25 protein-coding genes and 1 pseudogene are annotated in these 24,737 nt (G+C 34.0%); 21 read left to right on the top strand and 5 right to left on the bottom strand.

Translation table 11 applies throughout. The features are described 5' to 3' along the window. Window positions 1–18: 18 nt before the first annotated feature. The 3 genes from tatC to BAQ49_RS10090 all read left to right on the top strand — a co-directional run bounded on the left by tatC (window position 19) and on the right by BAQ49_RS10090 (window position 2,337). A complete protein-coding gene (gene tatC / locus BAQ49_RS10100; RefSeq protein WP_071745201.1) occupies window positions 19–759 on the top strand; it encodes a twin-arginine translocase subunit TatC in 741 nt (246 codons plus the stop codon). A 330-nt stretch (window positions 760–1,089) separates the two neighbouring features. After that, window positions 1,090–1,341 (top strand): DUF2535 family protein, encoded by a 252-nt coding sequence (locus BAQ49_RS10095; RefSeq protein WP_000629009.1) that lies wholly within the window; start codon window positions 1,090–1,092, stop codon window positions 1,339–1,341. Between the two features lie 153 nt (window positions 1,342–1,494). Continuing rightward, window positions 1,495–2,337 (top strand): DegV family protein, encoded by an 843-nt coding sequence (locus BAQ49_RS10090; RefSeq protein ID WP_071745282.1) that lies wholly within the window; start codon window positions 1,495–1,497, stop codon window positions 2,335–2,337. Between the two features lie 332 nt (window positions 2,338–2,669). Here the strand turns inward: BAQ49_RS10090 and BAQ49_RS10085 are convergent, their stop codons facing one another. Further along, the gene (locus BAQ49_RS10085; protein ID WP_071745200.1) at window positions 2,670–3,644 is read right to left on the bottom strand and encodes an MBL fold metallo-hydrolase; all 975 of its coding nucleotides are present in this window, start codon (window positions 3,642–3,644) and stop codon (window positions 2,670–2,672) included. 335 nt (window positions 3,645–3,979) lie between these two features. Between BAQ49_RS10085 and BAQ49_RS10080 the strand changes: the two genes are divergently transcribed. Continuing rightward, complete coding sequence (locus BAQ49_RS10080; RefSeq protein ID WP_071745199.1) at window positions 3,980–4,567, top strand: SCO family protein; 588 nt, start codon at window positions 3,980–3,982, stop codon at window positions 4,565–4,567. A 34-nt stretch (window positions 4,568–4,601) separates the two neighbouring features. On the opposite strand, the gene BAQ49_RS10075 is transcribed toward BAQ49_RS10080, so the two are convergent. Beyond that, window positions 4,602–5,066, bottom strand: a complete 465-nt coding sequence (locus BAQ49_RS10075; RefSeq protein ID WP_071745198.1) for an Hsp20/alpha crystallin family protein — start codon at window positions 5,064–5,066, stop codon at window positions 4,602–4,604. 217 nt (window positions 5,067–5,283) lie between these two features. On the opposite strand from BAQ49_RS10075, the gene asnB reads away from it, so the two are divergent. The 10 genes from asnB (at window position 5,284) to BAQ49_RS10025 (ending at window position 13,951) form a co-directional block, all read left to right on the top strand. After that, window positions 5,284–7,185, top strand: coding sequence for an asparagine synthase (glutamine-hydrolyzing) (asnB, locus tag BAQ49_RS10070; protein ID WP_000333827.1), 1,902 nt, complete (start codon window positions 5,284–5,286; stop codon window positions 7,183–7,185). Between the two features lie 93 nt (window positions 7,186–7,278). Further along, the gene (locus BAQ49_RS10065; RefSeq protein ID WP_000627497.1) at window positions 7,279–7,638 is read left to right on the top strand and encodes a GNAT family N-acetyltransferase; all 360 of its coding nucleotides are present in this window, start codon (window positions 7,279–7,281) and stop codon (window positions 7,636–7,638) included. Between the two features lie 45 nt (window positions 7,639–7,683). Continuing rightward, window positions 7,684–8,019: a hypothetical protein gene (locus BAQ49_RS10060; RefSeq protein WP_084667383.1), complete on the top strand. Its 336-nt coding sequence runs from the start codon at window positions 7,684–7,686 to the stop codon at window positions 8,017–8,019. A gap of 105 nt (window positions 8,020–8,124) precedes the next feature. Next, a complete protein-coding gene (locus BAQ49_RS10055; protein WP_002031713.1) occupies window positions 8,125–9,126 on the top strand; it encodes an N-acetylmuramoyl-L-alanine amidase in 1,002 nt (333 codons plus the stop codon). A 234-nt stretch (window positions 9,127–9,360) separates the two neighbouring features. Beyond that, window positions 9,361–10,323, top strand: a complete 963-nt coding sequence (locus BAQ49_RS10050) for an ABC transporter substrate-binding protein (protein ID WP_071745196.1) — start codon at window positions 9,361–9,363, stop codon at window positions 10,321–10,323. A gap of 130 nt (window positions 10,324–10,453) precedes the next feature. After that, on the top strand, window positions 10,454–11,329 hold the full coding sequence (gene dat, locus BAQ49_RS10045) for a D-amino-acid transaminase (protein WP_071745195.1): 876 nt from the start codon (window positions 10,454–10,456) through the stop codon (window positions 11,327–11,329). A 98-nt stretch (window positions 11,330–11,427) separates the two neighbouring features. Next, the gene (locus tag BAQ49_RS10040) at window positions 11,428–12,075 is read left to right on the top strand and encodes a nitroreductase family protein (RefSeq protein WP_071745194.1); all 648 of its coding nucleotides are present in this window, start codon (window positions 11,428–11,430) and stop codon (window positions 12,073–12,075) included. 255 nt (window positions 12,076–12,330) lie between these two features. Then, a complete protein-coding gene (locus BAQ49_RS10035; protein WP_071745193.1) occupies window positions 12,331–12,819 on the top strand; it encodes a putative periplasmic lipoprotein in 489 nt (162 codons plus the stop codon). A 138-nt stretch (window positions 12,820–12,957) separates the two neighbouring features. Then, entirely contained in the window at window positions 12,958–13,149 is a 192-nt protein-coding gene (locus tag BAQ49_RS10030; protein WP_244159087.1) for a hypothetical protein, read from the top strand. 253 nt (window positions 13,150–13,402) lie between these two features. After that, window positions 13,403–13,951, top strand: a complete 549-nt coding sequence (locus BAQ49_RS10025) for a cysteine hydrolase family protein (RefSeq protein ID WP_071745191.1) — start codon at window positions 13,403–13,405, stop codon at window positions 13,949–13,951. A gap of 35 nt (window positions 13,952–13,986) precedes the next feature. Here the strand turns inward: BAQ49_RS10025 and BAQ49_RS10020 are convergent, their stop codons facing one another. Continuing rightward, complete coding sequence (locus BAQ49_RS10020; RefSeq protein ID WP_071745190.1) at window positions 13,987–14,436, bottom strand: NUDIX hydrolase; 450 nt, start codon at window positions 14,434–14,436, stop codon at window positions 13,987–13,989. Window positions 14,437–14,787: 351 nt separating this feature from the next. On the opposite strand from BAQ49_RS10020, the gene BAQ49_RS10015 reads away from it, so the two are divergent. The 5 genes and pseudogenes from BAQ49_RS10015 (at window position 14,788) to adhP (ending at window position 19,935) form a co-directional block, all read left to right on the top strand. After that, on the top strand, window positions 14,788–15,681 hold the full coding sequence (locus BAQ49_RS10015; protein WP_071745189.1) for a mechanosensitive ion channel family protein: 894 nt from the start codon (window positions 14,788–14,790) through the stop codon (window positions 15,679–15,681). Window positions 15,682–15,909: 228 nt separating this feature from the next. Beyond that, entirely contained in the window at window positions 15,910–17,028 is a 1,119-nt protein-coding gene (locus BAQ49_RS10010; RefSeq protein WP_071745188.1) for a GAF domain-containing sensor histidine kinase, read from the top strand. Window positions 17,029–17,042: 14 nt separating this feature from the next. Next, window positions 17,043–17,678, top strand: coding sequence for a response regulator (locus BAQ49_RS10005; protein ID WP_071745187.1), 636 nt, complete (start codon window positions 17,043–17,045; stop codon window positions 17,676–17,678). A 235-nt stretch (window positions 17,679–17,913) separates the two neighbouring features. Further along, window positions 17,914–18,515 (top strand): annotated as a pseudogene (locus tag BAQ49_RS10000) (MurR/RpiR family transcriptional regulator). A 382-nt stretch (window positions 18,516–18,897) separates the two neighbouring features. Then, window positions 18,898–19,935, top strand: coding sequence for an alcohol dehydrogenase AdhP (gene adhP, locus BAQ49_RS09995; RefSeq protein ID WP_071745186.1), 1,038 nt, complete (start codon window positions 18,898–18,900; stop codon window positions 19,933–19,935). Window positions 19,936–20,230: 295 nt separating this feature from the next. Here adhP and BAQ49_RS09990 read toward each other — a convergent pair whose 3' ends face one another. Both BAQ49_RS09990 and BAQ49_RS09985 read right to left on the bottom strand, forming a co-directional pair. Next, complete coding sequence (locus tag BAQ49_RS09990) at window positions 20,231–21,250, bottom strand: ABC transporter permease (protein ID WP_071745185.1); 1,020 nt, start codon at window positions 21,248–21,250, stop codon at window positions 20,231–20,233. Beyond that, window positions 21,247–22,149 (bottom strand): ABC transporter permease subunit, encoded by a 903-nt coding sequence (locus BAQ49_RS09985; RefSeq protein WP_071745184.1) that lies wholly within the window; start codon window positions 22,147–22,149, stop codon window positions 21,247–21,249. The genes BAQ49_RS09990 and BAQ49_RS09985 overlap by 4 nt, the downstream gene beginning before the upstream one ends. Before the next feature lie 587 nt (window positions 22,150–22,736). Here BAQ49_RS09985 and BAQ49_RS09980 point away from each other — a divergent pair. Together BAQ49_RS09980 and BAQ49_RS09975 are read left to right on the top strand one after the other, a co-directional pair. After that, window positions 22,737–23,636 (top strand): phosphotransferase enzyme family protein, encoded by a 900-nt coding sequence (locus BAQ49_RS09980; RefSeq protein WP_071745183.1) that lies wholly within the window; start codon window positions 22,737–22,739, stop codon window positions 23,634–23,636. Window positions 23,637–23,836: 200 nt separating this feature from the next. After that, on the top strand, window positions 23,837–24,737 hold a 901-nt coding region (locus tag BAQ49_RS09975), incomplete at its 3' end, for an IS4 family transposase (RefSeq protein WP_116733445.1).

The following is a 24,737-nucleotide window of genomic DNA, read 5'->3' as shown; positions in this document are numbered from 1 at the left end:
TAAAGTGTGGTGAACGAGATGGAAGATCAAGAAATGAGCGTAGTAGAACATATTGTTGAGCTTCGTAAACGAGTAATATATACAGTCTTATCATTTGTACTATTTTTAATTATTGGATTTACTTTTACGAAGGATATATATTTTGGGCTCGTAAAAGATTTGCCGATGAAGTTAACAGTTCTGGGACCGAGTGATGTATTGTGGATTTTTTTCTCGATTGCTACAGTATTTGCTATCGTTTGTACGATTCCTTTTGCTGCGATACAAATTTGGTTATTTGTAAAGCCTGGTTTGCATCCTAATGAACAAAAAATGACATTAATGTATATACCGGTACTATCTATATTATTTATTGCAGGTTTGTGTTTCGGATATTTTATTGTAATGCCGTTTCTATTTCATTTTTTAACGACAATTGGTAATGAAATGTTTAATACGATGTTTACTACAGAAAAATATTTTCATTTTGTACTTAATTTAACAGTGCCATTTGCAGTTATTTTTGAATTACCTGTAGTGGTGATGTTTTTAACGAGTATCGGACTTTTAACGGCAGAATTCCTTGTGAAAATAAGAAGGTATGCATATGTAACATTGATTATTATTGCATCATGTATATCACCACCTGATTTTTTATCACATAGTTTGGTAGCGGTACCACTTATTTGTATTTATGAAATTAGTATTGCTTTATCAAAGATTGTTAGTAAGCGAAAACAAAAAAGAGAAGAAAAACAGTCGAAAAGTGCCTCTTTATAAAGGCACTTTTTAATTTATTTGTTATACTCTAGCTATAATCGTATACAATATATAGAAGAAAAAAATTATAGAATCTCCAAAATTTAGACAAACTTTTCACCTTTATAAGTTTATACTGAAGTTATCGAGCTATATATGGGTAATAAGACTCCCGTCTCAAGGGATATATAGGACAGGGGCCAAATTAGGTGGATATAAATTAAGTATTAACTTCTAAACGGGGGCCGCTTAAAAATATTTTAGTTTTCATAGGAAACCTACACTTGAAAAACGTGTTAAAGAATAAAGTGGAGGAAGTTCAAAAATCCAACGAAAAAGAGGATTGATATTGTGATTACGAAAAGTTTTTATTTCACTCATGCAACAGGGAGTTGTATTAAAATATTTGAAATCCCTGTCCTACAAACACAGCATCCATTAGCGTTTCTAATTCAGTCTCGTCTTCAATTGTTTATTGCAAAAATTCAAAAACATAAAAATCCAAGATTCTCGTACTCTTTCCGTGAATATTTACAAAGTTGTTTGAAGTGGAATGATTATTCAAATGTATATAAAACAAATACTCTTGAAAAGAATGCATAATATACAGCAGGGACAGAGTTAGATCGGCTCTGTCTTTTTCATTTTAGGTATAGAAATATAATTAATTTGGTGAAATTTATTCGAAATTGTTGAAAGCATCTGGAATGCTAGTATAATAACAAGGAGAGCGTATTGGAAAGGGAAGAATATAATATGCAAAAAATTAAAATTGTAACAGATTCAACGGCAGATTTATCACAAGAGGTGATTGAGAAGTATGACATTCATGTTCTACCATTATCAATCTCTGTAAATGGACAAACATATTTAGATCGCGTTGATCTACAACCAGATGAATTTATTGAAGAGATGGCAAAATCAGAAGAATTACCAAAAACATCACAACCAGCTATGGGTACATTTGTAGAAATGTATGAAAAGTTAGGGGAAGATGGGAGCGAAGTACTATCCATCCATATGACAGGTGGAATGAGTGGTACTGTTGCAACAGCAAATAGTGCTGCATCAATGACCGATACAAAAGTAACAGTCGTTGATTCTCAGTTCATTAGCCATGCATTAGCATATCAAGTAATTGAAGCAGCAAAGTTGGCAAAAGAAGAGCGCTCATTAGAAGAAATTTTAACGCGAATTGAAGAAGTGAGAAAAAATACTCGCTTATATGTAGTTGTAGATACATTGGAGAACTTAGTGAAAGGTGGACGTATTGGTAAAGGAAAAGCGTTTATCGGCTCTTTACTGAATATCAAACCAATTGCAAACCTTGATGGTGGAGCATACAATCCTGTCACAAAAGTTCGTAGTCAAGGGCAGATTGTAAAGACACTAACTAAATTATTTGAACAGGATACAGCAGGGAAGTCTATAAAAGCTGTTGGGATTCCTCATGCAAAAGCAATTCCTTTAGCTGAAAGTATGAAAGCAGCGATTGAAAAAGCGAGTGGATTCGCACAATCTGAAATTTTCTATACAACTCCAGTTATTAGTACTCATACAGGTCCGGGCGCAATCGGATTTATGTATTTAGCAGAGTAATAAAAAAGCTACTTGAAATATATTTCAAGTAGCTTTTTTATGTGAAGAGAAAGTAAGAAATAAGAAGGGTTATACAGGCACAACCGCTAATGATATAACGAGTCTGCAAATATTCTTTCATAGAAAACACCCTTTACCCCGCTATTTGCGGACAGCAAAACTCCCACCTCAAAATTCAGCTGGAGCAAAGAGGTTAGGCGGGAGTCGGGCTGCCCGTAAAAGCCCGATTGGTGAAGGCTAATAATCAGTGGGGATGAAGAAAACTCCACTGATTAAAGTTCACTTTATGATTTTCTATATTATATGATGGATGCAAGAAATAAGTAGTTCCGTTATACATGTAGCGTTTCGATTTTTTCATTTACTTGTTTATCATTTGTTGCGCTATTATAAGTGAAAGTTTGACCTAAAAAGAGAACATGTAGTTGTTCCCACGGTAGCATTCGTAAATTCCAGTTATTTCGTAGTCTTGTTATTGCTTCTCTTGGTGTTTCATCTGCTAAAGCAAAAGTACCGTAGTGCATTGGAATGAAATGTGTAGCTTTTATATCTAAATAGGCTTGCACAGCTTCTTCAGGTGAAACGTGAGACACTTTCATAAACCATTCTGGTTCATAGGCGCCAATTGGCATAAGTGCAATATCAATTGAAAAACGTTTTCCAATTTCTTTAAAACCTTGGAAATAACCACTATCACCACAAAAATAAATGGTTTCTGAAGAAGTTATATTATCAATGATCCATCCTCCCCAGTGAGAGGTGTTCATATCAAATAATGATCTTCTCGTCCAGTGCTGGGCAGGTACGAAGTGAAAAGAGACTTCATCAATTGTTGTACTTTCCCACCAGTTGTATTCTTCTACATTGGTAAAATTTTTACGAGTGAATAATTTTTTAAGCCCAATAGGAACAAGGTATAAGGCATCATCATTTAGTTGGCGCAGAGATGAAAAGTCTAAATGATCGTAATGACCGTGTGAAATAAGGACAATATCAATTTTAGGTAATTCTTCTATAGAGAGTCCAGGTTCTGTGAGTCTTGGAACTAGCTTTAATTTATTGGCCCATACTGGATCCGTTAATATATTAAGTCCATTCGTTTGGATAAGAAAAGTGGAATGCCCAATCCATGTGACAGTCGTTTTTTCAACATTACTTTGCAAAAATTTACTTTGTTTAACAGGTGATTGTTCTACTAGAAAAGAAAAGTCTTTTTTGTTTTGCTTTCTCTCTTTACGCCAGCGTAGGAAGGAGCGAATTGATTTTTTTGTACTTACATTATCCATATTTTCATAGCGCTTAGCCATGAACATCACCTCATTTAAAATCGTTGTAGTTGTATTGTACCGAAATGTTGTTAAGGAATACAGTGTTTAACATGGATTAATGTTTAAGTAATTGTAAAAAAACAGGGATAGGTATTTACAAATTTAACAATGAACTTTGTTTCGTAAATAATGTTTAGAGAAATAATAGTAGTAAAATATATTTTGTCTAGTAATTAGCTTTAAATAAAGAAGTAACATACGTAAAATCGTACGATTTCGTGAACAAATGACGTAAACAATTTTCTCATAGTGTTTACTTTTGTTATGATATACATTACTTACATAAATTAAGGAAAGAGAAAAGAGGTTTAATAATGAAGCGTTATCAAAAGTTAATTGGTCTTATGGTTGTATTTTGTCTCTTTGTACTTGCAGGTTGTAGCAGTTCAGGTTCAAAATTACGTAAACCGTTAAACTGGGATTTAGAAACTTTCCAATTTACAAATCAAGAAGGAAAGCCATTTGGTACAAAAGATTTAAAAGGGAAAGTTTGGGTAGCTGATTTCATGTTTACAAACTGTCAAACAGTTTGTCCGCCAATGACTGCTAATATGGCTAAATTACAGAAAATGGCTAAGGAAGAGAAATTGGATGTTGAGTTTGTTTCGTTTAGTGTAGATCCTGAACTTGATAAACCAGAAAATTTGAAAACTTTCATTCAAAAGTTTACAGAAGATACAAGTAACTGGAACTTGTTAACAGGGTATTCACTGGAGGAAATTACAAAGTTTTCAAAAGATAACTTCCAATCGCTTGTAGATAAACCAGAAGATGGGCAAGTAATACACGGTACATCTTTTTATCTAATCGATCAAAACGGAAAAGTAATGAAAAAATATAGTGGCATTAGTAATACGCCATACGAAGATATTATACGTGATATGAAGCGATTAGCAGATTAAAAAGAAGGGTGCATAGTACCCTTCTTTTTTTACATTAGTCTATGGATAAAATGTCATGCTGCTGTGGAAGTTTTGGTGCACGAATTTCTAATACGCCGTTTTGATAAGATGCTTTCGCTGCTTTTTTATTAATTGAGTATGGTAACTTAATCAATCTTGATGCTTCTGAAATGGAACGTTCTCGGCGATAATAGTTATGAGATGTTTGTTCTTCTTCCTCGCCAAGTATCTCTTCTTTTACAGAGACTTTTAAGTATTCACTTTGTATTTCAATTCGAATTTGTTCTTTTTGTATACCTGGTAGTTCAGCTGTAACAACGAGTTCTTCGCCAACTTCATATAAATCTACAGGGAATGTTAATAAACGGTTTCCTTTTTGGAAAAAATGATTTAAATCAGCGATTACATTGCGAAGTGGTGTTTGCTCGAAGAAATCATCAATTTGCTTTAAATAATTGCGAACCGGTGGGCGAGAAGAATCTTTTTTTTCTTCACTCATGGTATTCCCTCCTAGAAATCAATATGCAATATCATATGACAAAAGCGGAGAAAGGTGATTGCCTAGTTTTCATGTTTTCATAAAAAATTGTTAAAAATGTGAAATGGAGTGATTTTTTTATAGTTTTTGGTCGCCATATTCAGTTGATTATGCTAGTATAAATAGGGTTGATATAGTAGTATAGAGACAGAATGAAAACTGAAAGAGGGTAAGAAGTATGTGTGGTTTTGTAGGATGTTTATGTGAAAACCCTAGAGAGTTTTCAGAAACAGAAAAACATCAATTTGAAAATATGAACACGATGATTTTCCACCGCGGTCCAGATGACGAAGGATATTTTCGTGATGAACATGTACAATTTGGCTTCCGCCGTTTAAGCATCATTGACTTAGAGGCAGGACATCAGCCGCTAACTTATGAAAATGATCGATATGTAATTATTTTTAATGGTGAAATTTACAATTATGTAGAATTACGTGAAATGTTACTTGAAAAAGGCGCAACGTTTGCAACGCAATCTGATACAGAAGTTATCATTGCATTGTATGCACATATGAAAGAAAAATGTGTAGACTACCTTCGTGGTATGTTCGCATTTATGATTTGGGATCGTGAAGAAAAGACACTTTTCGGTGCACGAGACCACTTCGGCATTAAGCCTTTATACATCGCACAACAAGGTGATACTACATTCTTCGCATCTGAGAAGAAAAGTATTATGCATGTAATGGAAGACAAAGGGGTAAACCCAACGTCATTACAACATTACTTTACGTACCAATATGGTCCAGAGCCAGAAACATTAACAATTGATGTTAATAAAATTGAGCCTGGTCATTACTTCGTAAAAGAAATCGGTAAAGAGATGGAAATCCATCGCTACTGGAATCCTTATTTCAACGCTTCAAGCGCAACGAAAGAAGAACATATCCAAGCAATTCGTGATGTATTATACGATTCTGTAAAAGTGCATATGCGTAGTGATGTACCAGTAGGTTCATTCCTTTCTGGTGGTATCGATTCATCTATTATTGCTTCTATCGCAAGAGAAATGAACCCAAATCTTTTAACATTTTCTATTGGTTTTGAGCAACGCGGTTTCAGTGAAGTTGACGTTGCGAAAGAAACTGCTGAGAAATTAGGAGTTAAAAACCATAACGTATTCATTTCAGCGCAAGAGTTTATGGATGAGTTCCCAAAAATCATTTGGCATATGGATGATCCTTTAGCAGATCCAGCAGCTGTACCATTGTATTTCGTTGCGAAAGAAGCACGTAAACATGTAACGGTTGTTCTTTCTGGTGAAGGTGCAGACGAGCTATTTGGTGGGTATAACATTTATCGTGAGCCAAACTCTTTAAAAATGTTCTCTTACATTCCTAGCCCAGGAAAGAGCGTTCTAAAGGCATTAAGTGGTGCTCTTAAAGAAGGATTTAAAGGGAAAAGCTTCTTAGAGCGTGGATGTACGCCAATTGAAGAGCGTTACTATGGAAATGCGAAAATCTTCCGTGAAGAAGAGAAAGCTGAATTAATGAAGTATTACGATGAAAGTGTTAACTATATGGATATCACGAAACCATTGTATAACGAAATTAAAGATTATGATGATGTAAGTAAAATGCAGTACATTGACATGTTCACTTGGTTACGCGGCGATATTTTATTAAAAGCTGATAAAATGACGATGGCAAATTCATTAGAACTTCGTGTACCGTTCTTAGATAAAGAAGTATTTGACGTTGCATCTAAAATTCCGACTGAATTTAAAATTGCTAACGGAACTACGAAAGCTATTTTACGTGAAGCAGCACGTGGCATTGTTCCAGATCACGTATTAGATCGTAAAAAGCTTGGATTCCCAGTACCAATTCGTCACTGGTTAAAAGATGAAATGCACGATTGGGCTATAAATATTATTAAAGAAAGCAAAACGGATCATTTAATCGACAAACAGTATGTATTAAACTTACTGGAAGCACATTGTGCAGATAAAGGCGATTATAGCCGTAAAATTTGGACTGTACTTGCGTTTATGGTATGGCATCAAATTTATGTTGAGCATAAATACGATACGAATAAGTTCCACGAAGAAACAAAGCGTGCGTATAGCTTAGTTTAATAAAAAAAACCTTAAGGTCGTATTCGGCCTTAAGGTTTTTTTCATAAATTGTAATTATAATTGATATAATAATAGTAAAAGGATGGACAACATATGATTACGTTTGAGAAAGTAAATACAGAAAATGAAAGCGTTGTAAAAGAAATGTTTCACTCACACAGCTTAGATATGAAAAAGGTTCAGTATTGTGTAAAAGTTGATGATACATATATTGGTGTAATAGATTATAGTGTCCAAGAAGAGAGTGCTATTTTGTCACAGTTAATTATTCATTTTGATTATCAAGGTTATGGATACGGGACAAATACGTATTTTACATTTGAAGAAATAATGAAACAGAGAAATGTGAATGAAATAAAAGTATTGCAAGAGGTGTTTACGGAACAAGCTAAATCTTTCATAGTGGGATCTGGTTTTATTGAGGAAAATGGAATATATGTAAAGAAAATATAATGAATATTGATCACTTGATGAAATGAATATGGGGCAGGTGAATGTATGACAATGACTGCTGGTCTTGTATTAGTTGGAGGTTGTTTTATTGTAGCAGAACTATGCCAGATCTTTATTCGAAAAAGAATGTATAAGAAGAGAAGACCATATGAATTACAATATATACCCGTGTTTGTAATTTTGTTTTGCATGTTAGTTGCATTACAAAACGTAATTCATTTTTCACCTCTTTTGAACATCTTTTTAAAGTTTGGATTGTTATACAGCGGTGTTGGAATAGCTCTTATATTTATTTTGTTTTGTATACGTTACATCCACTATCAATCGTACATATTCATTTTAAATTGGTTAAAGAAAAGTGATAGAAGCCGCCTTACATAAGGGGGTTTTTTCTTTGTATTTGTAACGGAACTTGTACAACTAACATAAAATAGGACGAGTAGAAATGTAAGCTTATTACCTTAACGAAAGGAACGAAAAAGATATATGAAACTTGTTATAGACGCAGGGCATGGTGGATATGATTCTGGTGCTGTTGGTAATGGGTTAGTAGAAAAAGAGTTAACACTTCAAATTGCTAGACGTGTACGAGATATTTTATCTGCAAATTATCCAATCAATATTAAAATGACACGTGACAGCGATGTATTCATCTCTTTATCAGAACGTGCTAATATTGCTAATTCATTTGGTGCAGATTATTTTATCTCATTTCACATTAATAGCGGCGGTGGCACTGGATTTGAAAGTTATATTTACAATGCGCTATCTAATAGTAGTTCCGCATATGAAAAGCAACAAAAAATGCATGCAGCAGTCAATCCTGTATTAACTAAATATGGTCTTCGTGACCGAGGAGCCAAAAAAGCAAATTATGCGGTACTAAGAGAGACTGCAATGGATGCAATTTTAACTGAGACTGCTTTTATTGATACAACGTTTGATGCTAATTTATTGAAAAATCCACAATTTATTGAAGACTTAAGTCAAGCGTATGCAAATGGGATAGCAGCTATTTTTGGAGTTGCTCCAAATCCCAATCCTCCAAATCCACAACCTCCAAACCCTCAGCCAACACCACAAACAAAGGGGATCGCCTATATACTTGGGAAAAATGTGAATTTAAGAAGTGGTCCATCAACGTCCTCTTCAGTTATTCGTCAACTAAACTCTCCAGAGTCGTATGTCGTATATCAGGAAAGTAATGGATGGTTGGACTTAGGAAATGGACAATGGGTGTATAATGACCCTTCGTACATTAATTTTGTAAAGACGAGCAATAGTGATGGAAGTGCAATTGGTGTCGCATATATACAAGGAACGAATGTGAATTTAAGAAGTGGTCCATCAACATCTTCTTCAGTTATTCGTAAATTAAATAATCCAGAATCTTATTTAGTGTATATTAATCAAAACGGTTGGTTGAACCTTGGTGGAAATCAATGGGTGTACAATGATCCATCATATATTAAATATAATCAATATTAGAAAATGAATTTATAATGTAATATGAATGCGTATTTATGTATAACGTAGATACGCATTTTAAGAACGTTTATTATTTTCATACTTATACAGTTTATTTTAAAAATAAACATTTGAATAGCGGATAAAATTTAAATTGTATATATTAAAAAAGTTTTCTGATATACATTGACAATGTATGTAATATACATTAACCTTTAATTGTTAATGATAATCGATTTCATCTAGGGAGGACATATGGTACATAGTAAAAAAATATTTATGTTCTGCATTATGATACTTATGGTAATAATCGCAGGGTGTAGCAAAGAAGAGAAAAAAGAAAATGATACATCAGCTAAAGCAAAAGATTCGTATACTGTAAAGCATGCAATGGGTGAAACAACAGTAAATGGTACACCTAAAAAAGTAGTTGTTTTAACAAATGAGGGTGCGGAGGCACTTTTAGCTGTTGGAGTAACACCAGTTGGAACTACAAAACCACGTGCTGGCGATGAATGGTATCCTCATTTAGCAAAAGAGTTAAAAGATACGAAAGTTGTAGGAACTGAGCGTGATATTAATTTAGAGGCAGTTATGAAGCTTCAGCCGGATTTAATTATCGGGAATAAAATGCGTCATGAAAAAATATATGAGCAATTGAACGAAATAGCGCCAACTGTATACGCTGAAACATTGCGCGGGGATTGGAAGGAAAACTTTACACTCTATACAAAAGCTGTAAATAAAGAAAAAGAAGGGCAAAAGGCTCTTGAAGATTATAAAAAACGTATTGAAGGAATGAAAGAGAAGCTAGGAGATAAATTGAATTCTACAGTTTCTATTATTCGCTTCGTACCAGGTGATGTCCGGATTTATCAGAAAAATTCATTCTCAGGTGCTGTTTTAAATGATGTTGGATTTAAGCGACCACCACTACAAGATAAAGATGAATTTGCGATAAAAGGAATTACAAAAGAGCAAATTCCGAATATGGATGGGGACTACATATTCTACTTCACATCTGATAAAGATGCGGATAAGAATAATGAAGGAAATACGTTAGCGAAAGAATGGACAGAAGATCCACTCTTTAAGCAATTACAGGCTTCTAAAAATAATAAAGTATTCCAAGTAGATGAAGTAATTTGGAATACAGCAGGCGGCATTAAAGCTGCAAACCTTATGTTAGATGATATTGAAAAATATTTTCTTAAATAAATGAATGATAGAGTACATCACTTTTACGAAGTGATGTACTTTTTATTTGTGAAAATACAGAAAATTCCTTCTTTCAGAACGGTATAAGTTGTACAATAAAACCAATCATGTAATAAAGGAGTGGGGAAGAATGAAGGCTACTCATAAAGATTGGATTTTGTTCAATGGGAGAATTATTAATACGAAGGAAGAACAGCCGATGGTCGCATTAGAAGAGCGAGGCTTCCAATTTGGTGATGGTATTTATGAGGTATTTAGACTATACGATGGTAAGCCTCATTTATTAGATTTACATTTGGAGCGATTTTTTAAATCAATGGAAGAAATTAAACTAGTTCCACCATTTACGAAGGAAGAATTAGTGGAAGGGTTACATCAAATGATTGAAAAAAATCAATTTCAAGAAGATGGGAATGTATATTTACAAATATCAAGAGGCGCACAACCGCGTAATCATGTATATGAGGCAGATTTACAGCCGACATATTTTGCAAATCTTGTTTCGTTCCCAAGACCAGTTGCTTCAATGGAAGCGGGGATCAAAGTAACAGTAGAAGAGGACATCAGATGGAAGTTTTGTCATATAAAATCATTAAACCTGCTACCGAATATTATGATTAAAAATAAAATAAATGAGCAAGGGTATCAAGAAGCGATATTAGTACGAGAGGGAATTGTAACTGAGGGGTGTCACTCTAATTTCTTTATGGTGAAAAATAATACATTGATTACCCATCCAACTGACAATTTTATTCTACACGGCATTACTCGTCACTATGTTATTACATTAGCAAAAGCTTTACATATTGAAGTAGAAGAGCGAGAATTCTCATTACAGGAAGTATATGAATCTGATGAGTGCTTCTTTACAGCGACACCGCTCGAAATATTCCCGGTTGTTCAAATTGGTGATGAGCAGTTTGGAAACGGTGAAAGAGGACCAATTACGAAAAAACTACAAGCTGCATATGAAGAGAGTATTAGTTTGTTTAAAGTGACAAATTAATACTGAAGAAAAAAGCTGGTATTCTTCCGGCTTTTTTTCATGATATAATTCAACCGTAGGACAAGTTTTGAAAACGCTGTAAAAAGGGGATTTTATGTATGAATTATGAAGATTTTAAAGAAGTAATTCACGGTAGACGAAGTGTTAGAAAATTCACGGAACAAGAAGTGTCCATAAGTGATATAAAAGAAATTATTGATTGTGCTCGTTACGCACCGAGTGATACGAACTCACAAACGTGGGAGTTTTTGGTTATTATGAACCGAGAGAAAATTAAAGAAATTGAACAAATGACATGGGATGCATTACATAAACTTGCAGCAAAAGCAGCAGAAAATGGAGAAGAGAAAGCAGGGAAATTACTTACACGTTCTTTCGGACCGTATGCGACAGCTTTCTCAGAGGCACCAGTATTAATCGTATGTTTGGCAACGCCATATGAATCAAAGTTTCGTGAAAAGATATTTGATCCAATTGCCTTCGTTCCTGATTCAGTGTGGGAAGAGGAAGGGATTAAGAGTAGCTGTTTAGCGGCACAAAACTTAATGTTGGCTGCACATGCGAAGGGACTTGGTACTTGTCCAATGACAGGACCTGTATTATTAGCTCAGGATGAACTGCGACAATATTTACAAATTGAGCCTGGAAAACAAATAAATATGGTTATTTCACTCGGGTTTCCGAAAGATAAACCGAAGAAACTTCCAAGAAAAGAAGTAGATGAGATTACAACATTTATTAAATAATAGATAAAAAAGACATTGGAAATAACGATGTCTTTTTATTTTTTGGGATATTTTGGTGTGATTTTGGGCTAAAATGATGAATAAGAAAGAATTTCTATTTATTGCTTACAAAAAATTAATGTTCTATTAAGGAAAGTATGATACAGTAATCGTGAGCAAGATAGTATTTGTTCATGAAAGTGTTAAAAGTAGTTTTAAAATATTAAAATTATTTTTGTATAATAAAATATAATGAAATTACAGGGGGGATGAATTTTGAAGAAATTCATAATCGCTGGACTGTCTGTATTGTTATTAGTAGGTTGTGGTACTCCAAAGGAAAAAGAGGACGCACAGTCTAATCAGAAAGAACAGGTTGTAAATGCAAGTGATGAGAATATGGTTGTATTTCCTGAAGGGGCAATACCAGTTGGAGAAGGGAAAGTAAAAGTAATTACACCAGATGGTACTTCTGAAAATGGCAATATACCGACTGTATTTATCAAAAAAGATACTTTAATTCAGCAAGTCGAGTTAGAACTTTCTAATTTTCAAAACGATAAAGATACATTCGTATTTGTAGATCAAATATTTGCAGATAAACATCAAGTAACTAGTTCAACACAGACAACAGTACAATTAAAAGAAAAAATGCTTGAGACAGGTAGTCATACGATTACCGCAGCTCAGTTTGAAAACAATGACCCGAAAGGAAAAGTCATTAGCTTTAATCAAGCGACATTTGAAACGAAGCCTGCGTCTTAAGCGGAATAAAAAGTACATTACTCAAAAAAGTAGTGTGCTTTTTTGTATGGATCGAATGATGTAATAGAGAATAATCTGTTTCGCTTTCCAATACGAATGAATAGGAAGAAGTTATTCTTTGCTATGTAAGAGAAAGGGATTGAAAATTTGAAGCGATGTATTCGTATTTTCTTACTTGTGATAATGATGTCGATAATTTGGTTTACCTTACAAGAGGAAATTGAAGTAACGCTCAATTATCAAATTCATGATTTATTAATTGGAACTGTATGTTTTGTCATTGTGTACCGATTTTATCCCGCTTTAACGGGCAGTAAGAACCCCACCTAAAAATTCGGCGCATGCGAGGAAGTTAGGTGGGAGATCAACTGCCCGTAAAAGCCCGATTGGTGAAGGCTAATAATCAGAGGGGGATGGACACCCCCCTCTGATTAAAGTTTCACTTTATGCTAAACTCGGATTAAGGTAAGTATTGAGTTGGAAATGTAGGGATTTCATTTGAAATGTCGAATAGTACATACGATGTCGTAATAACAAATTTTCTATTGTTTACTGTGAAACAGAAGAAGGAGAGATAGTAGTAATGAAACGAGCTCTTATTAATATCGACTATACATATGATTTTGTAGCTGAAAAAGGTGCTTTAACTTGCGGGAAGCCAGGTCAAGAAATTGAGAAAGAACTTGTACATATAACGAAGCAATATATTGAAAATGGAGATTACGTAGTGTTTGCAATCGATAAACATGAAGAAAATGATGTACATCATCCAGAAGCCAATTTGTTTCCACCTCATAATATAGCAGGTACAAATGGAAGAAACTTGTTTGGTGAATTACAAAATGTATACGAAAAATATAAAAATGATAAGAATGTATATTACATGGACAAAACGCGATACAGTGCATTTGCGGGAACGGATCTAGAGATGAAACTAAGAGAAAGAGGAATAGAAGAAGTTCATCTTGTAGGGGTATGTACTGATATTTGTGTTCTTCATACAGCAGTAGATGCTTATAATAAAGGATTTAAAATTGTCGTTTATGAAAAGGCGGTTGCATCTTTTAATGCGCAAGGGCATGAATATGCACTTGGACATTTTAAATCTTGTTTAAATGCAGAAGTGAAGTGAAAAAGAGGCCTTTGAAAAGGTCTCTTTTTTTACATTTAAATAGAAACGAATTGTTGTTGAATTAACTTTTTAATGAACGGACTAATCTTTTCTGGTAGCCCATTTAAATCGAAAAATTGTACATGTAATGATTCAACTCCGTCTGCTTTTAACAAGCCACCTGTAATGTCTTTGCAAAGGTAAGCGATTGTTATAGGATAAAATTCATCTCCATTCGCTAATTTCACAAAAAACTCTTTACCTGAAAATACACTTACTAACTGAAGTATACCAATTTCAATACCTGTTTCTTCAAGCACTTCTCGTCTTCCAGCTTCTTCTGTGGATTCACCGAGTTCCACAAACCCTCCAGGAACACCCCACATGCCATTTCGTCTTTGTTGTAGTAATATTTGTCCTTGGTCATTTAAAACAGCTACAGCAACTCCTGCTAAATTGAGTGGTCTTGATCCAACAATTGCTCTTAGTTCTTCGATATATCCCATTAATTGTAACCTCCATGAAAAAAGTATCAAATGAACTATTCGGTGTTATGTGAATGTATTCCTTTGAACGAGGTGAGAATTACAAAGTTGCTTATAAAAATTTCTATTGTAATCTCCCTTTAGATTATTAAAAAGGGTATATTTATAGTAAATAGAAAAGGACATCTGAAGTTGAAAGATTGATGAAAGGGTTATATTGTTGGAGATGAACTAGGGATACAAATACATAGTTAAGAAAGTAAAATGAAAGATCAGGGAAAAAAGTTGCGAAAGCAAATTTTGAGATAATCAATAAGTAATTACAATAAATCAGCTCTGCATGAAATTTTTTAAAAATAAGGAAGTGGATAGATGAGTGTATTAGCGTATACTGAGGAGTTTTTTAATTATGTAAGGGAGTTTTTACTATTAAGGTTTTTACTATTTGCTTTAGTTCTTATCATCATTTCGTTTGTAATAAATCGCATTATTGATTGGTTTTTTAGAAAGTCCAGCTTTTTTGATGAAGAGGTAGAACAGACGATTCAAAGTGTCATTCGATCTATTTTTAGATATATCATTATCATCAGTCTAATCATTTATTTAATTAGTCAGTTTGTAGATATAAAAAGCATTATTGCAGGTGCAGGGATAGCGGGAGTAGTCATTGGTTTTGCTGCGCAACAAATGCTAAAAGATGTCATATTAGGCTTTGCGAGATTAGCGGACAAAGAGTTTCGTGTTGGCGATTTTGTTACTTTTAACGGAACAAATTCGGGAACTATTGAGGAAATTAGTATTCGTTTTATGCAAATACGTGAATGGTCAGGAAAACTACTTACCATACCACATGGAGAGATTAGAACGATACAAAATTTTAATAAAGGGTGGATGCGAGTAATTGAACGCATCACGGTAAGTTATCAGGAAGATCCTACAAGAGTTAAGGAATTGTTAGAAGACGTATGTGTTATATGCAATGAAAATTTGGAACAAAGTCTGTATAAAGTAGAGGATGAGGCTGTTGAACCATTTAAATATGTTGGTGTTACAGACTTAAATCCTAACCTTAAATATGTTGGATATGAATTTTGTATTACAGGTTTAATTAAACCAGAAGATTATTTTGAAACTTCTAGACAAGTAAGATTTGCATTAATGGCTATGTTCCATAAACATCAAGTGCAAATGCCAGCAGCGAATATGTTCGTTACTACTGAAAGTTTGCAGCATATCCATGGGGAACAATCTTTGTCAGACAATTAAATAAAGCTTTACATTTTGAATTCGGATTTGTAGATGTAGATGAGTTTTAGAGGGCTTAAAAAGTAACTTCATTACTTGGCGTAGTTCAGTTTAAGAATTACGCTGCCAAAATTTAAAGAGAAAATAAAAAAATGATTGATAAATAAAAAAGAGCTGAAGAAATTCAGTTCTTTTTTATTTATAGAATTTAGAAATTTCTTAATGTTATAATGATAGTTGGTGATGAGAATGAACTTTGAAGAAAAAGAGATACATCGTTTAGAAGCATTAAAAGAAATTGCGGAATTGCTAAATGAAGCAACGAATTTACAGGACATGTTAGAAAAAGTTTTACATACATTGTTACAAGTTATGAATTTACAAACAGGGTGGATATTCTTTATTGATGAAAGTGGAAAGCACCGTATGCTTGTAGACGAAAACTTACCACCAGCCCTTACGTGGCAAAAGAAGAAGCCGATGTGTGAAGGAGACTGTTGGTGTGTAGAACGTTTTGTGAATGGCAGATTAGAAAAAGCGACAAATATTATTGAATGTAAGCGAATAGAAGATGCGATTGAATGTAATTGGGGTGAAACAGAAGATGTTACACATCATGCGACAATTCCACTTAGGTCCGGATCAGAGAGATTTGGTCTATTAAATGTGGCCTCGCCCCATAAAACACATTTTTCTGAGGAAGAGTTAGCGTTATTAGAATCGATTGCATTTCAAATTGGAACGACAATACAACGTATTCAATTAGTGGAGAAAGAACGTAAATATGTAGTTGTAGCTGAAAGGAATCGATTGGCTCGTGATTTACATGATTCAGTTAAACAATTGTTATTTTCTATTATGCTAACAGCGAAAGGTACTCTGAATATGACGCAAGATAGAGATTTGCAAGAGATGTTAAGTTATATTGGGGAATTATCGCAAGAAGCATTACAAGAGATGACGCTATTAATTTGGCAATTAAGACCTGAAGGATTAGAAAAAGGTTTAGCAGAAGCGATACAAAATTATGGAAAACTGTTAGGGATTCAAGTGGAAGTTCGAATTGATGGAATGGTTTTAATTGAAGATGAAATAGAAGAAGTTTTATGGCGTATAAGCCAAGAGGCATTACATAATTGTAAAAAGCATGCTTCGTGTGAAAAAGTATGTGTTCATTTAAGGATTGAAGATAATAAGCTGCACTTTTACATAGAAGATAACGGAATAGGATTTATACAGGAACAAGTAAGAGAGTCCGCACTTGGTTTGAAAAGTATGAAAGAACGAATTGAATTAATGAGGGGGATTTTTCGAATAAAAGCAGAACCAGAAAAGGGAACGAAAATAGAAATTCAATTACCGGTTTGAAAGGGAGAACGTCTATGAAAATTAAATTACTACTTGTAGAAGATCATCATATCGTTCGAAGGGGACTCGTATTCTTTTTGAAGACGAGAGAAGAATTTGAAATTATTGGGGAAGCAGAAAATGGTGAAGAAGCATTAACATTCGTCCAAACAGAAAGGCCAGATGTAGTATTAATGGATTTATCAATGCCGAAAATGGATGGTATTGAAGCGACAAAACGTATAAAACAATATGATGAGACGATAAAGATACTTATGCTCAGTAGTTTTTCAGAACAAGATTACGTTTTACCAGCACTCGAAGCTGGGGCAGATGGTTATCAATTAAAAGAAGTGCAGCCAGATCAACTTGTTGCGTCAATTGTTGCGGTATATCAAGGAAATGCAAATTTTCACCCGAAAGTAACACCAGCACTATTAGGACGATCAGCAGTCAAGAAAGAAAAAGAGAATCCTTTTTCTATGTTAACGAAAAGGGAGCAAGAAGTACTTCGTGAAATTGCGAAAGGAAGAAGCAATAAGGAGATTGCAGCAGAGCTTCATATTACAGAACAAACTGTGAAAACACACGTTTCTAACGTATTGGCTAAATTAGAAGTAGATGATCGTACACAAGCTGCATTATACGCAGTAAAGCATGGGGAAAACTAGAAATAAGTATGAATAATTGTGTCATATGTTACGGTAGAATACATAAGAGCAAATAAAATGTATAGTGATGCGCTAAATAAAGGTGGTTCTTCTTTCGATTATTAGCCCGCACCAATCGGGTTTCTACGGGCAGCCCGACTCCCATCTAACTCCCTTGCATTCATCGAATTTTGAGGAGGGAGTCTTACTGCCCGTTAATACGAGATATAGCAACTATGGAAGGGGAAGATACGATATGCCTGGTACAAAAAGTGGGATTGGAAAGATTCAGGCTTCGTTAAATGGTTTATCACCGAAATTACGAAGTATTGGCGAACATATTTTGAAACATTCACAAGATGTTGTACATAAATTGATTACGGAGTTAGCGGAAGTTACGAATAGTTCTGAAGCAACGATATTCCGCTTATGCAAACACCTAGGTTTTCAAGACCTGAAAATTACATTAGCTCGTGAGATTGTACATACACCAATGCAAAATATTCATGAAGAAGTGTCTGCAGAAGATAGTATGGTAACTGTCGCTAAAAAAGTTTTTCATTCGCATATTACAGGACTGCAGGATACATTACATTTGTTAAATGAAACGGCACTAGAGCAGGCTGTGTGTATATTGCAATTACGAGCTATCAGAAATCAGCGTTAAGTCAACTTGCTGACATAACACTATATACTTCGACTCGTGAGACAGAATTTCATACGGAAGCAAGTTCATCGCGATTAGCACAACCAAGTTTATTAGGTACTTTGTATGTGGGATTGTCGTTACAGCGCCAAGATGAAACACTACAAAATTTACAAAGCATTCGTGAAACAATTTCGATGAAGCGAATATAAAAAGCTCTTCAAATGAAGAGCTTTTTATATTGGTCAATTGTCTGTTGATATATCCTCTAGATCTACGTTTTTTAAATTCCCTCATAGAAAAAGGTCACTAATTAATATTCGTAATTTTTTATATTTAAAAACATTCATTTTGTTATACCTATATATTTCGCATACAAAAGCAAAAAATAGCCTCATACATCAAAATACATTTTGGATAATAATTCAAATATTGTTCAATATTTTACAATGGACTTATAAAATTACATGTTATGATGAACATGTAATGATGATTGAACACTTAAATTTGGTGCAATAGTTGGCCAAAACAGTGAAGACAGAAGTTGTGAGAAGAACTCATTAAAATTCTAAAACACTAAAGGGGAGATCACATATGAAAGCAGTAGTGGTTAATAAAAACAGCAGAGCAAACGTCGAAGTTATTGAAAAAGAATTACGTCCGTTACGCTCAGGCGAAGCGTTAGTAGATGTAGAGTATTGCGGAGTTTGCCATACTGATTTACACGTTGCAAATCACGATTTTGGTAATACAGATGGCCGTATCCTAGGTCATGAGGGTGTAGGTATTGTTACGAAAATTGCTGATGATGTTACTTCACTAAAGGTTGGTGACCGTGTAAGTATTGCATGGATGTTCCAATCTTGTGGCCGTTGTGAATATTGCGTAACTGGTAGAGAAACATTCTGCCGTGAAGTGAAAAATGCTGGCTATTCAGTAGATGGTGGTATGGCTGAACAATGTATTGTTACAGCTGATTATGCGGTGAAAGTACCAGAAGGATTAGATCCTGCTCAAGCATCATCAATCACATGTGCGGGTGTAACTACATATAAAGCTATAAAAGTATCGGACATTAAACCTGGTCAACCTATTGTCATCTATGGTTGTGGTGGATTAGGTAACCTAGCTATCCAATACGCTAAAAATGTATTTGGTGCAAAGGTAATTGCAGTAGATATCAATGACGACAAATTAGCCTTAGCAAAAGAAGTTGGTGCGGATATGACTATCAATCCAATTACGCAAGGTCCTGCTGATAAGATTGTACAAGAGACATTTGGTGGAGCTTATGCTGCTGTAGTAACAGCTGTTTCTAAAGTAGCTTTCAACTCAGCGGTTGATGCAGTACGTGCTTGTGGTAAAGTCGTTGCGGTAGGTTTACCAGTAGAAACTATGGATTTAAATATTCCACGACTTGTACTCGACGGAATTGAAGTAGTAGGTTCTCTAGTTGGTACTCGTAAGGACCTAGAGGAGGCATTTTTGTTCGGCGCAGAAGGGAAAGTAGTGCCAGTTGTTCAAACGTGTTCTCTAGATAAAGTACAAAATGTATTCGAAGAAATGGAACAAGGTAGAATTCAAGGACGTATGGTAATCGATTTTAAACAGCATAATTGTGATTGCAAATAATTCACTTTAAATATAAAAAGCATGAGTCTAGCAAAGGATATGTAAAAAAGTTAGACGGCATGCAGAAGATGATCCCTGTATTCAACAGGGATCATCTTCTTTATATTCCACTAATAGCAATGCCGATTAATGAGAAATGATTAAAGGTTCAATTTATCCCGCTATTTGTCGTGTAGTAAGATCCCCACCTCAAAATTCGGTGAAGGCAAAGAAGTTAGGTGGGGAATCAATTGCCCATAAAAGCCCGATTGGTGAGGGCTGATAGTCAGTGGGGGATGAAGAAAATCCCCGCTGATTAAAGGTTCACTTTATTTGCAAACGAAAAAGAATCTTTATGTTTAACAAATTTTTTATGATCTGGAACGGTTTGAATTGCTACAACTTGCGAATCTCTTGCTTTCAGTGCATCTTGAATCCCGATTGTCATAAGCTTAATAAAAAGAATCGTAATAAAGAATGAAACGAGAGTATAAAAAATAATCCACCATGAAAGATTCATTTCATAACGATTTAATCCAATAAGGCCTGCCCAATCATTAGATAGAGAAACAGGTTTGAGCACTCCGTCATAGAGTTCCCGCATTTGTATCCCGCCAATTACAATGTCAAGCGACGCTAAATGGATAACGAGTATGAGTGTTTGGACGATATGTTCCATGAATAACACAAATAAGCGGTCAAGTAATAAGACTCGTAAGTGTTTTTTTATAATATGAAAACGGCTAGCACCCAGTAATTGTGAACTTAAAATGTAATCTTGTTTCATAAATTCATCAACCTCTGAGGATATATATAAAGAAAGTGTAGGCAGAGCGACGAAAATAAGTACGAGTACTTGATAAAACGTAAATGAAATATTTGGGTCTAATCTATCAGCATTTGATGTAATTACAATATTAACGGGCGTGATGAGTATAAATGCGATAAATAGAGTTGGAATATAATAAAAAACTTCTGAGCATGTCTGGAAAAATCTCTTGAATTTTGGAGCATATAAACTTAAGAGGATTCCTATACATGTTCCGCATAAAATTCGAAAGAAGCTAATTGCCACGGCTAATAAAATGGTGAATTTTGCTCCTTCTACAATTTGTAAGAAAACAGACTCTCCAAAACGATCGGTTCCAAAAGGCGGCATTAACGCTGGTGGAAAGGGGGCCTTTCCAAGTAATTCGTTATTGTCATTGTAAAGTAACTGAGGAGGTTTTGGGATGTTATCTTTAAAGAACCAACTATAAATAAAACTAGCTGAAACAAGTATGAATAGATAAGTAAAGCCAATTAAAAAGCGTTTTGATTTCCAAATAGATTTCATAATGCTGCTCCTTTCAATTGCTTTTTCCATCTATTCATCATGAATGAGGTTATTTGAAAAATAGTATAAAATGGTAAAATGATCATAACAAGTATGATAAATGCAGCTGGAGGTGAAATAAACGCCTTCTTAAATAAAAATTGAATAATGCCTTCCATATTAAAAACAAATTCTAAAATGAATAAGTTAGAAAGTAAGAAAACAAAAATCGTTTTTAAATGGTGGAAGAAGTGGATAGATATATTTTTGAATAAATGAATGCATAGTATATAACTTGATGAAAGGCCTTTTCCATATGCCACCTCTACGTAATGTTTTCCATGTTCTTCTTTTATGTATAACACCATCATCCGAAACATTTGTAATGTAGGTAAGACCGCTAAAGATACAATAGGGAGTAAATAAGCTCGATTTTCATTAAAAGAAATAATGGTGACAGGAGATTCTCCGAATTTCTGAAGTACCCATATGAAAAATATTTGCAAACAAATCATCATCATCATATCAGGGACAGCTTCTAATATGAACACAATTCGGTTTATCCATTTTTTTATATAATCTTTTGCTAAAAAATAAAAAAATGCCATACTAGATGATAGAAAGAGCGCAAGAAAAAAGGCTATAAATAATACAGTAAATGAATATAGGTAAGGTTCTAAAACAGTTGGAAATAATGGTGTCTTTTTGAAACTACCAAATTTCGGGTCTGATCCTATAACTACTAATGATTCAGGTGAGAAAACCTGTTTTAACATAGTAACGATCTGATTAAAAAAATGAATTGGTTGAAAAGTGAATCCCTGTTGAGTGATAAATAAATAAGGTAAATTTAGTAATAGTAAGAGTGATAAAAGAATTGATGAAAGTTTTATTGTGAATTGAGATATTTTATTTAACATTAAATCCCTCCGACATCTTTTTACAACATTATACAATAAAGTTTATATTTTGTTTTGATTTTTCTGAAAAATATAAATACTATTAGATTTTATAGTATGGAACATATATTTACAAGGTAAGAAAGTGATAGTAGGGAGCCGTGCTCTATGTCCATCAAGATAAAAGGACTAGTGAACCTAAAGCAATAAAAAGAGCAAAATGCACAAAATTTCCGTATTGGTGGTAAATGCTTAAGTTGATGGATATGTGATGTGACCCCATGCCCATCAACTTAAGAAAAATAAACACCCCCAAAAAGAAAAAATGAGCTGAATTCTCAAAAAAACTAACTGTAGAGAAAGAGAATTTTCATTTAGGGTGTACTTCAAAACCTTAGCTTGGTGGACAGGGCGTACCGCCCACATTTTAACGAAAATATACGCTAAGCAAAATTTCTGTGGTATTTAAAGAAATGTAAGTACTATTTTAAAGAACTACATGCTACTGAATTAAGTTTATAATTTATAGTTGTAAGATGATTAATAATGAATAAGGAGAAGAATTATTAAAGTGGTCTTGTAAATTGAGAGTTAAAGGGGAAAACAGGATGCAAGAAAATCGTGTTAGATTGAATGGAGGATTTAATAACGACATTTTTTATATCAAAGAGAAAGAAAGGGTAGTTAGAATTTCTGAAAAGAGTAAAACAAAAGAGATGGTTTTACAAGAAATAGAGTGGATGAATTTTTTATATGAAAAAGGTGTACTTGTACCTAAGCCAATAATTCCTTTAGAGTGTGAGGAAGAACGGGTTAAAACATATTTTGAATTTATTAAGGGCGATCAAATTGATGTTACAAATAAATCCCACTGGAATGAAAAAACTTTTAAAAAACTTGGTAAAATTTTAGGAAGAATGCATGCACTATCCAAAGATTTTAAATTACAAACAATACAACGTCCTGAATGGAAAGTTGAAAATCCTGATGTCTTTGATATTAGAAGAAAGTTAGACCCATGGATTAGGGAGAAATATGAAAAATTGGTACACAGTCTAACTTCATATATTATTAATCCTGATACTTTCGGACTTATTCATAATGACTATCATCTAGGAAATTTAATTATTAATGAGGAAGGTCGTATAACTACAATTGACTTTGATGACTGCTCATTTAATTGGTATGCTCAGGATATTGCAGTAGCTTTCTATCATGCTTATTGGCAACATAGCTCTTTCAATGGCAATACACATTCTTTTTGTGATATATTTATGAGTAATTTTTTTGCAGGATATAAAACAGAAAATACGCTTCATAAGGATATAATTATACAAATTCCTATTTTCTTAAAAATAAGAGAGATTTATTTGTATCAACTATTCATTCAAAAATGGGATGCGAATAATTTAGAAGAATGGCAAGAATACACCTTACTTAGCTTAGAAGACAAAATCAAGAATCAAGTACCATATGCAGGTATTAATGATTTTTCTATTTTTTTGTAGGATGTTTCAACATGTACATTACATTTTGTTAATGCACTAACGGGTGCTTTTCTTGAATAAGCGAAGAATATTATTCATTCCTCTAAGTCTATTAAAAATCTAATAATCCCAACTTTTTATCTAGAAAGCTGGGATTATTTTCGTAATGAAAAAAATACGTTATTCTTTCTGTAGAATCATAAGAAAGGATGGCGTTTTTTATGTCTGTTTCTGTGTCTGACGAATTACAACTATTTGCTCAAGAGATTCAAAGTTTTTTATCTCCAAATACCTTACGGGATCTTGCTAGAGATGTTGGTTTTGTAAAACGAACCAGTAAGTACCAAGCAAAAGATTTAATAGCTTTATGTGTATGGGTGAGCCAAAATGTAGCTATGACTTCTTTAACTCAATTATCTAGCTGTTTAGAAGCATCAACAGAAGTACTCATCAGTCCTGAGGGACTGAATCAACGGTTTAATAAGGCGGCCGTCCTACTTTTACAACACCTACTAGCCGAACTACTAAGCAAAAAATTGGCCGCATCTATGCCGATTTCTTCTCCATACACTTCTGTTTTCAAGCGTATTCGTATTTTAGATTCAACTGCATTTCAACTCCCGGATGTATTTTCATCGGTTTATCCAGGTGCAGGAGGATGCAGCCATACAGCGGGGATAAAAATTCAACTTGAGTATGATTTGTTAAGTGGACAGTTCCTACATATTCATACAGGTCCAGGTAAACAACATGATCGCACTTACGGCTCTCTGTGTGCCCCAACTGTGACAGCGAATGATTTATGTATCCGAGATTTAGGTTGTTTTCATTTAAAAGACCTTCAATATATACAAGATAAAGAGGCCTACTACCTCTCTCGTATCAAGTCGAATACACGTATTTATCAAAAAAATCCTAATCCTGATTATTTTCAAGATGGAAGAATTAAGAAAGGTACAGAGTATATACAGATAGATATGGAGACGTTAATGAACTCCCTTCCACCAGGACAAACATGTGAAATAGCTGATGCTTATGTAGGAATAATTGATAAAGTGCCAGCTCGTGTAATTGTTCATCGATTAACAAAACAACAGCAACAAAAACGATTACAAGATCAAG

The organism is Bacillus proteolyticus, assembly GCF_001884065.1.
Classification (GTDB): domain Bacteria; phylum Bacillota; class Bacilli; order Bacillales; family Bacillaceae_G; genus Bacillus_A; species Bacillus_A proteolyticus.
This window is presented reverse-complemented; position numbering and strand designations above follow the sequence as displayed.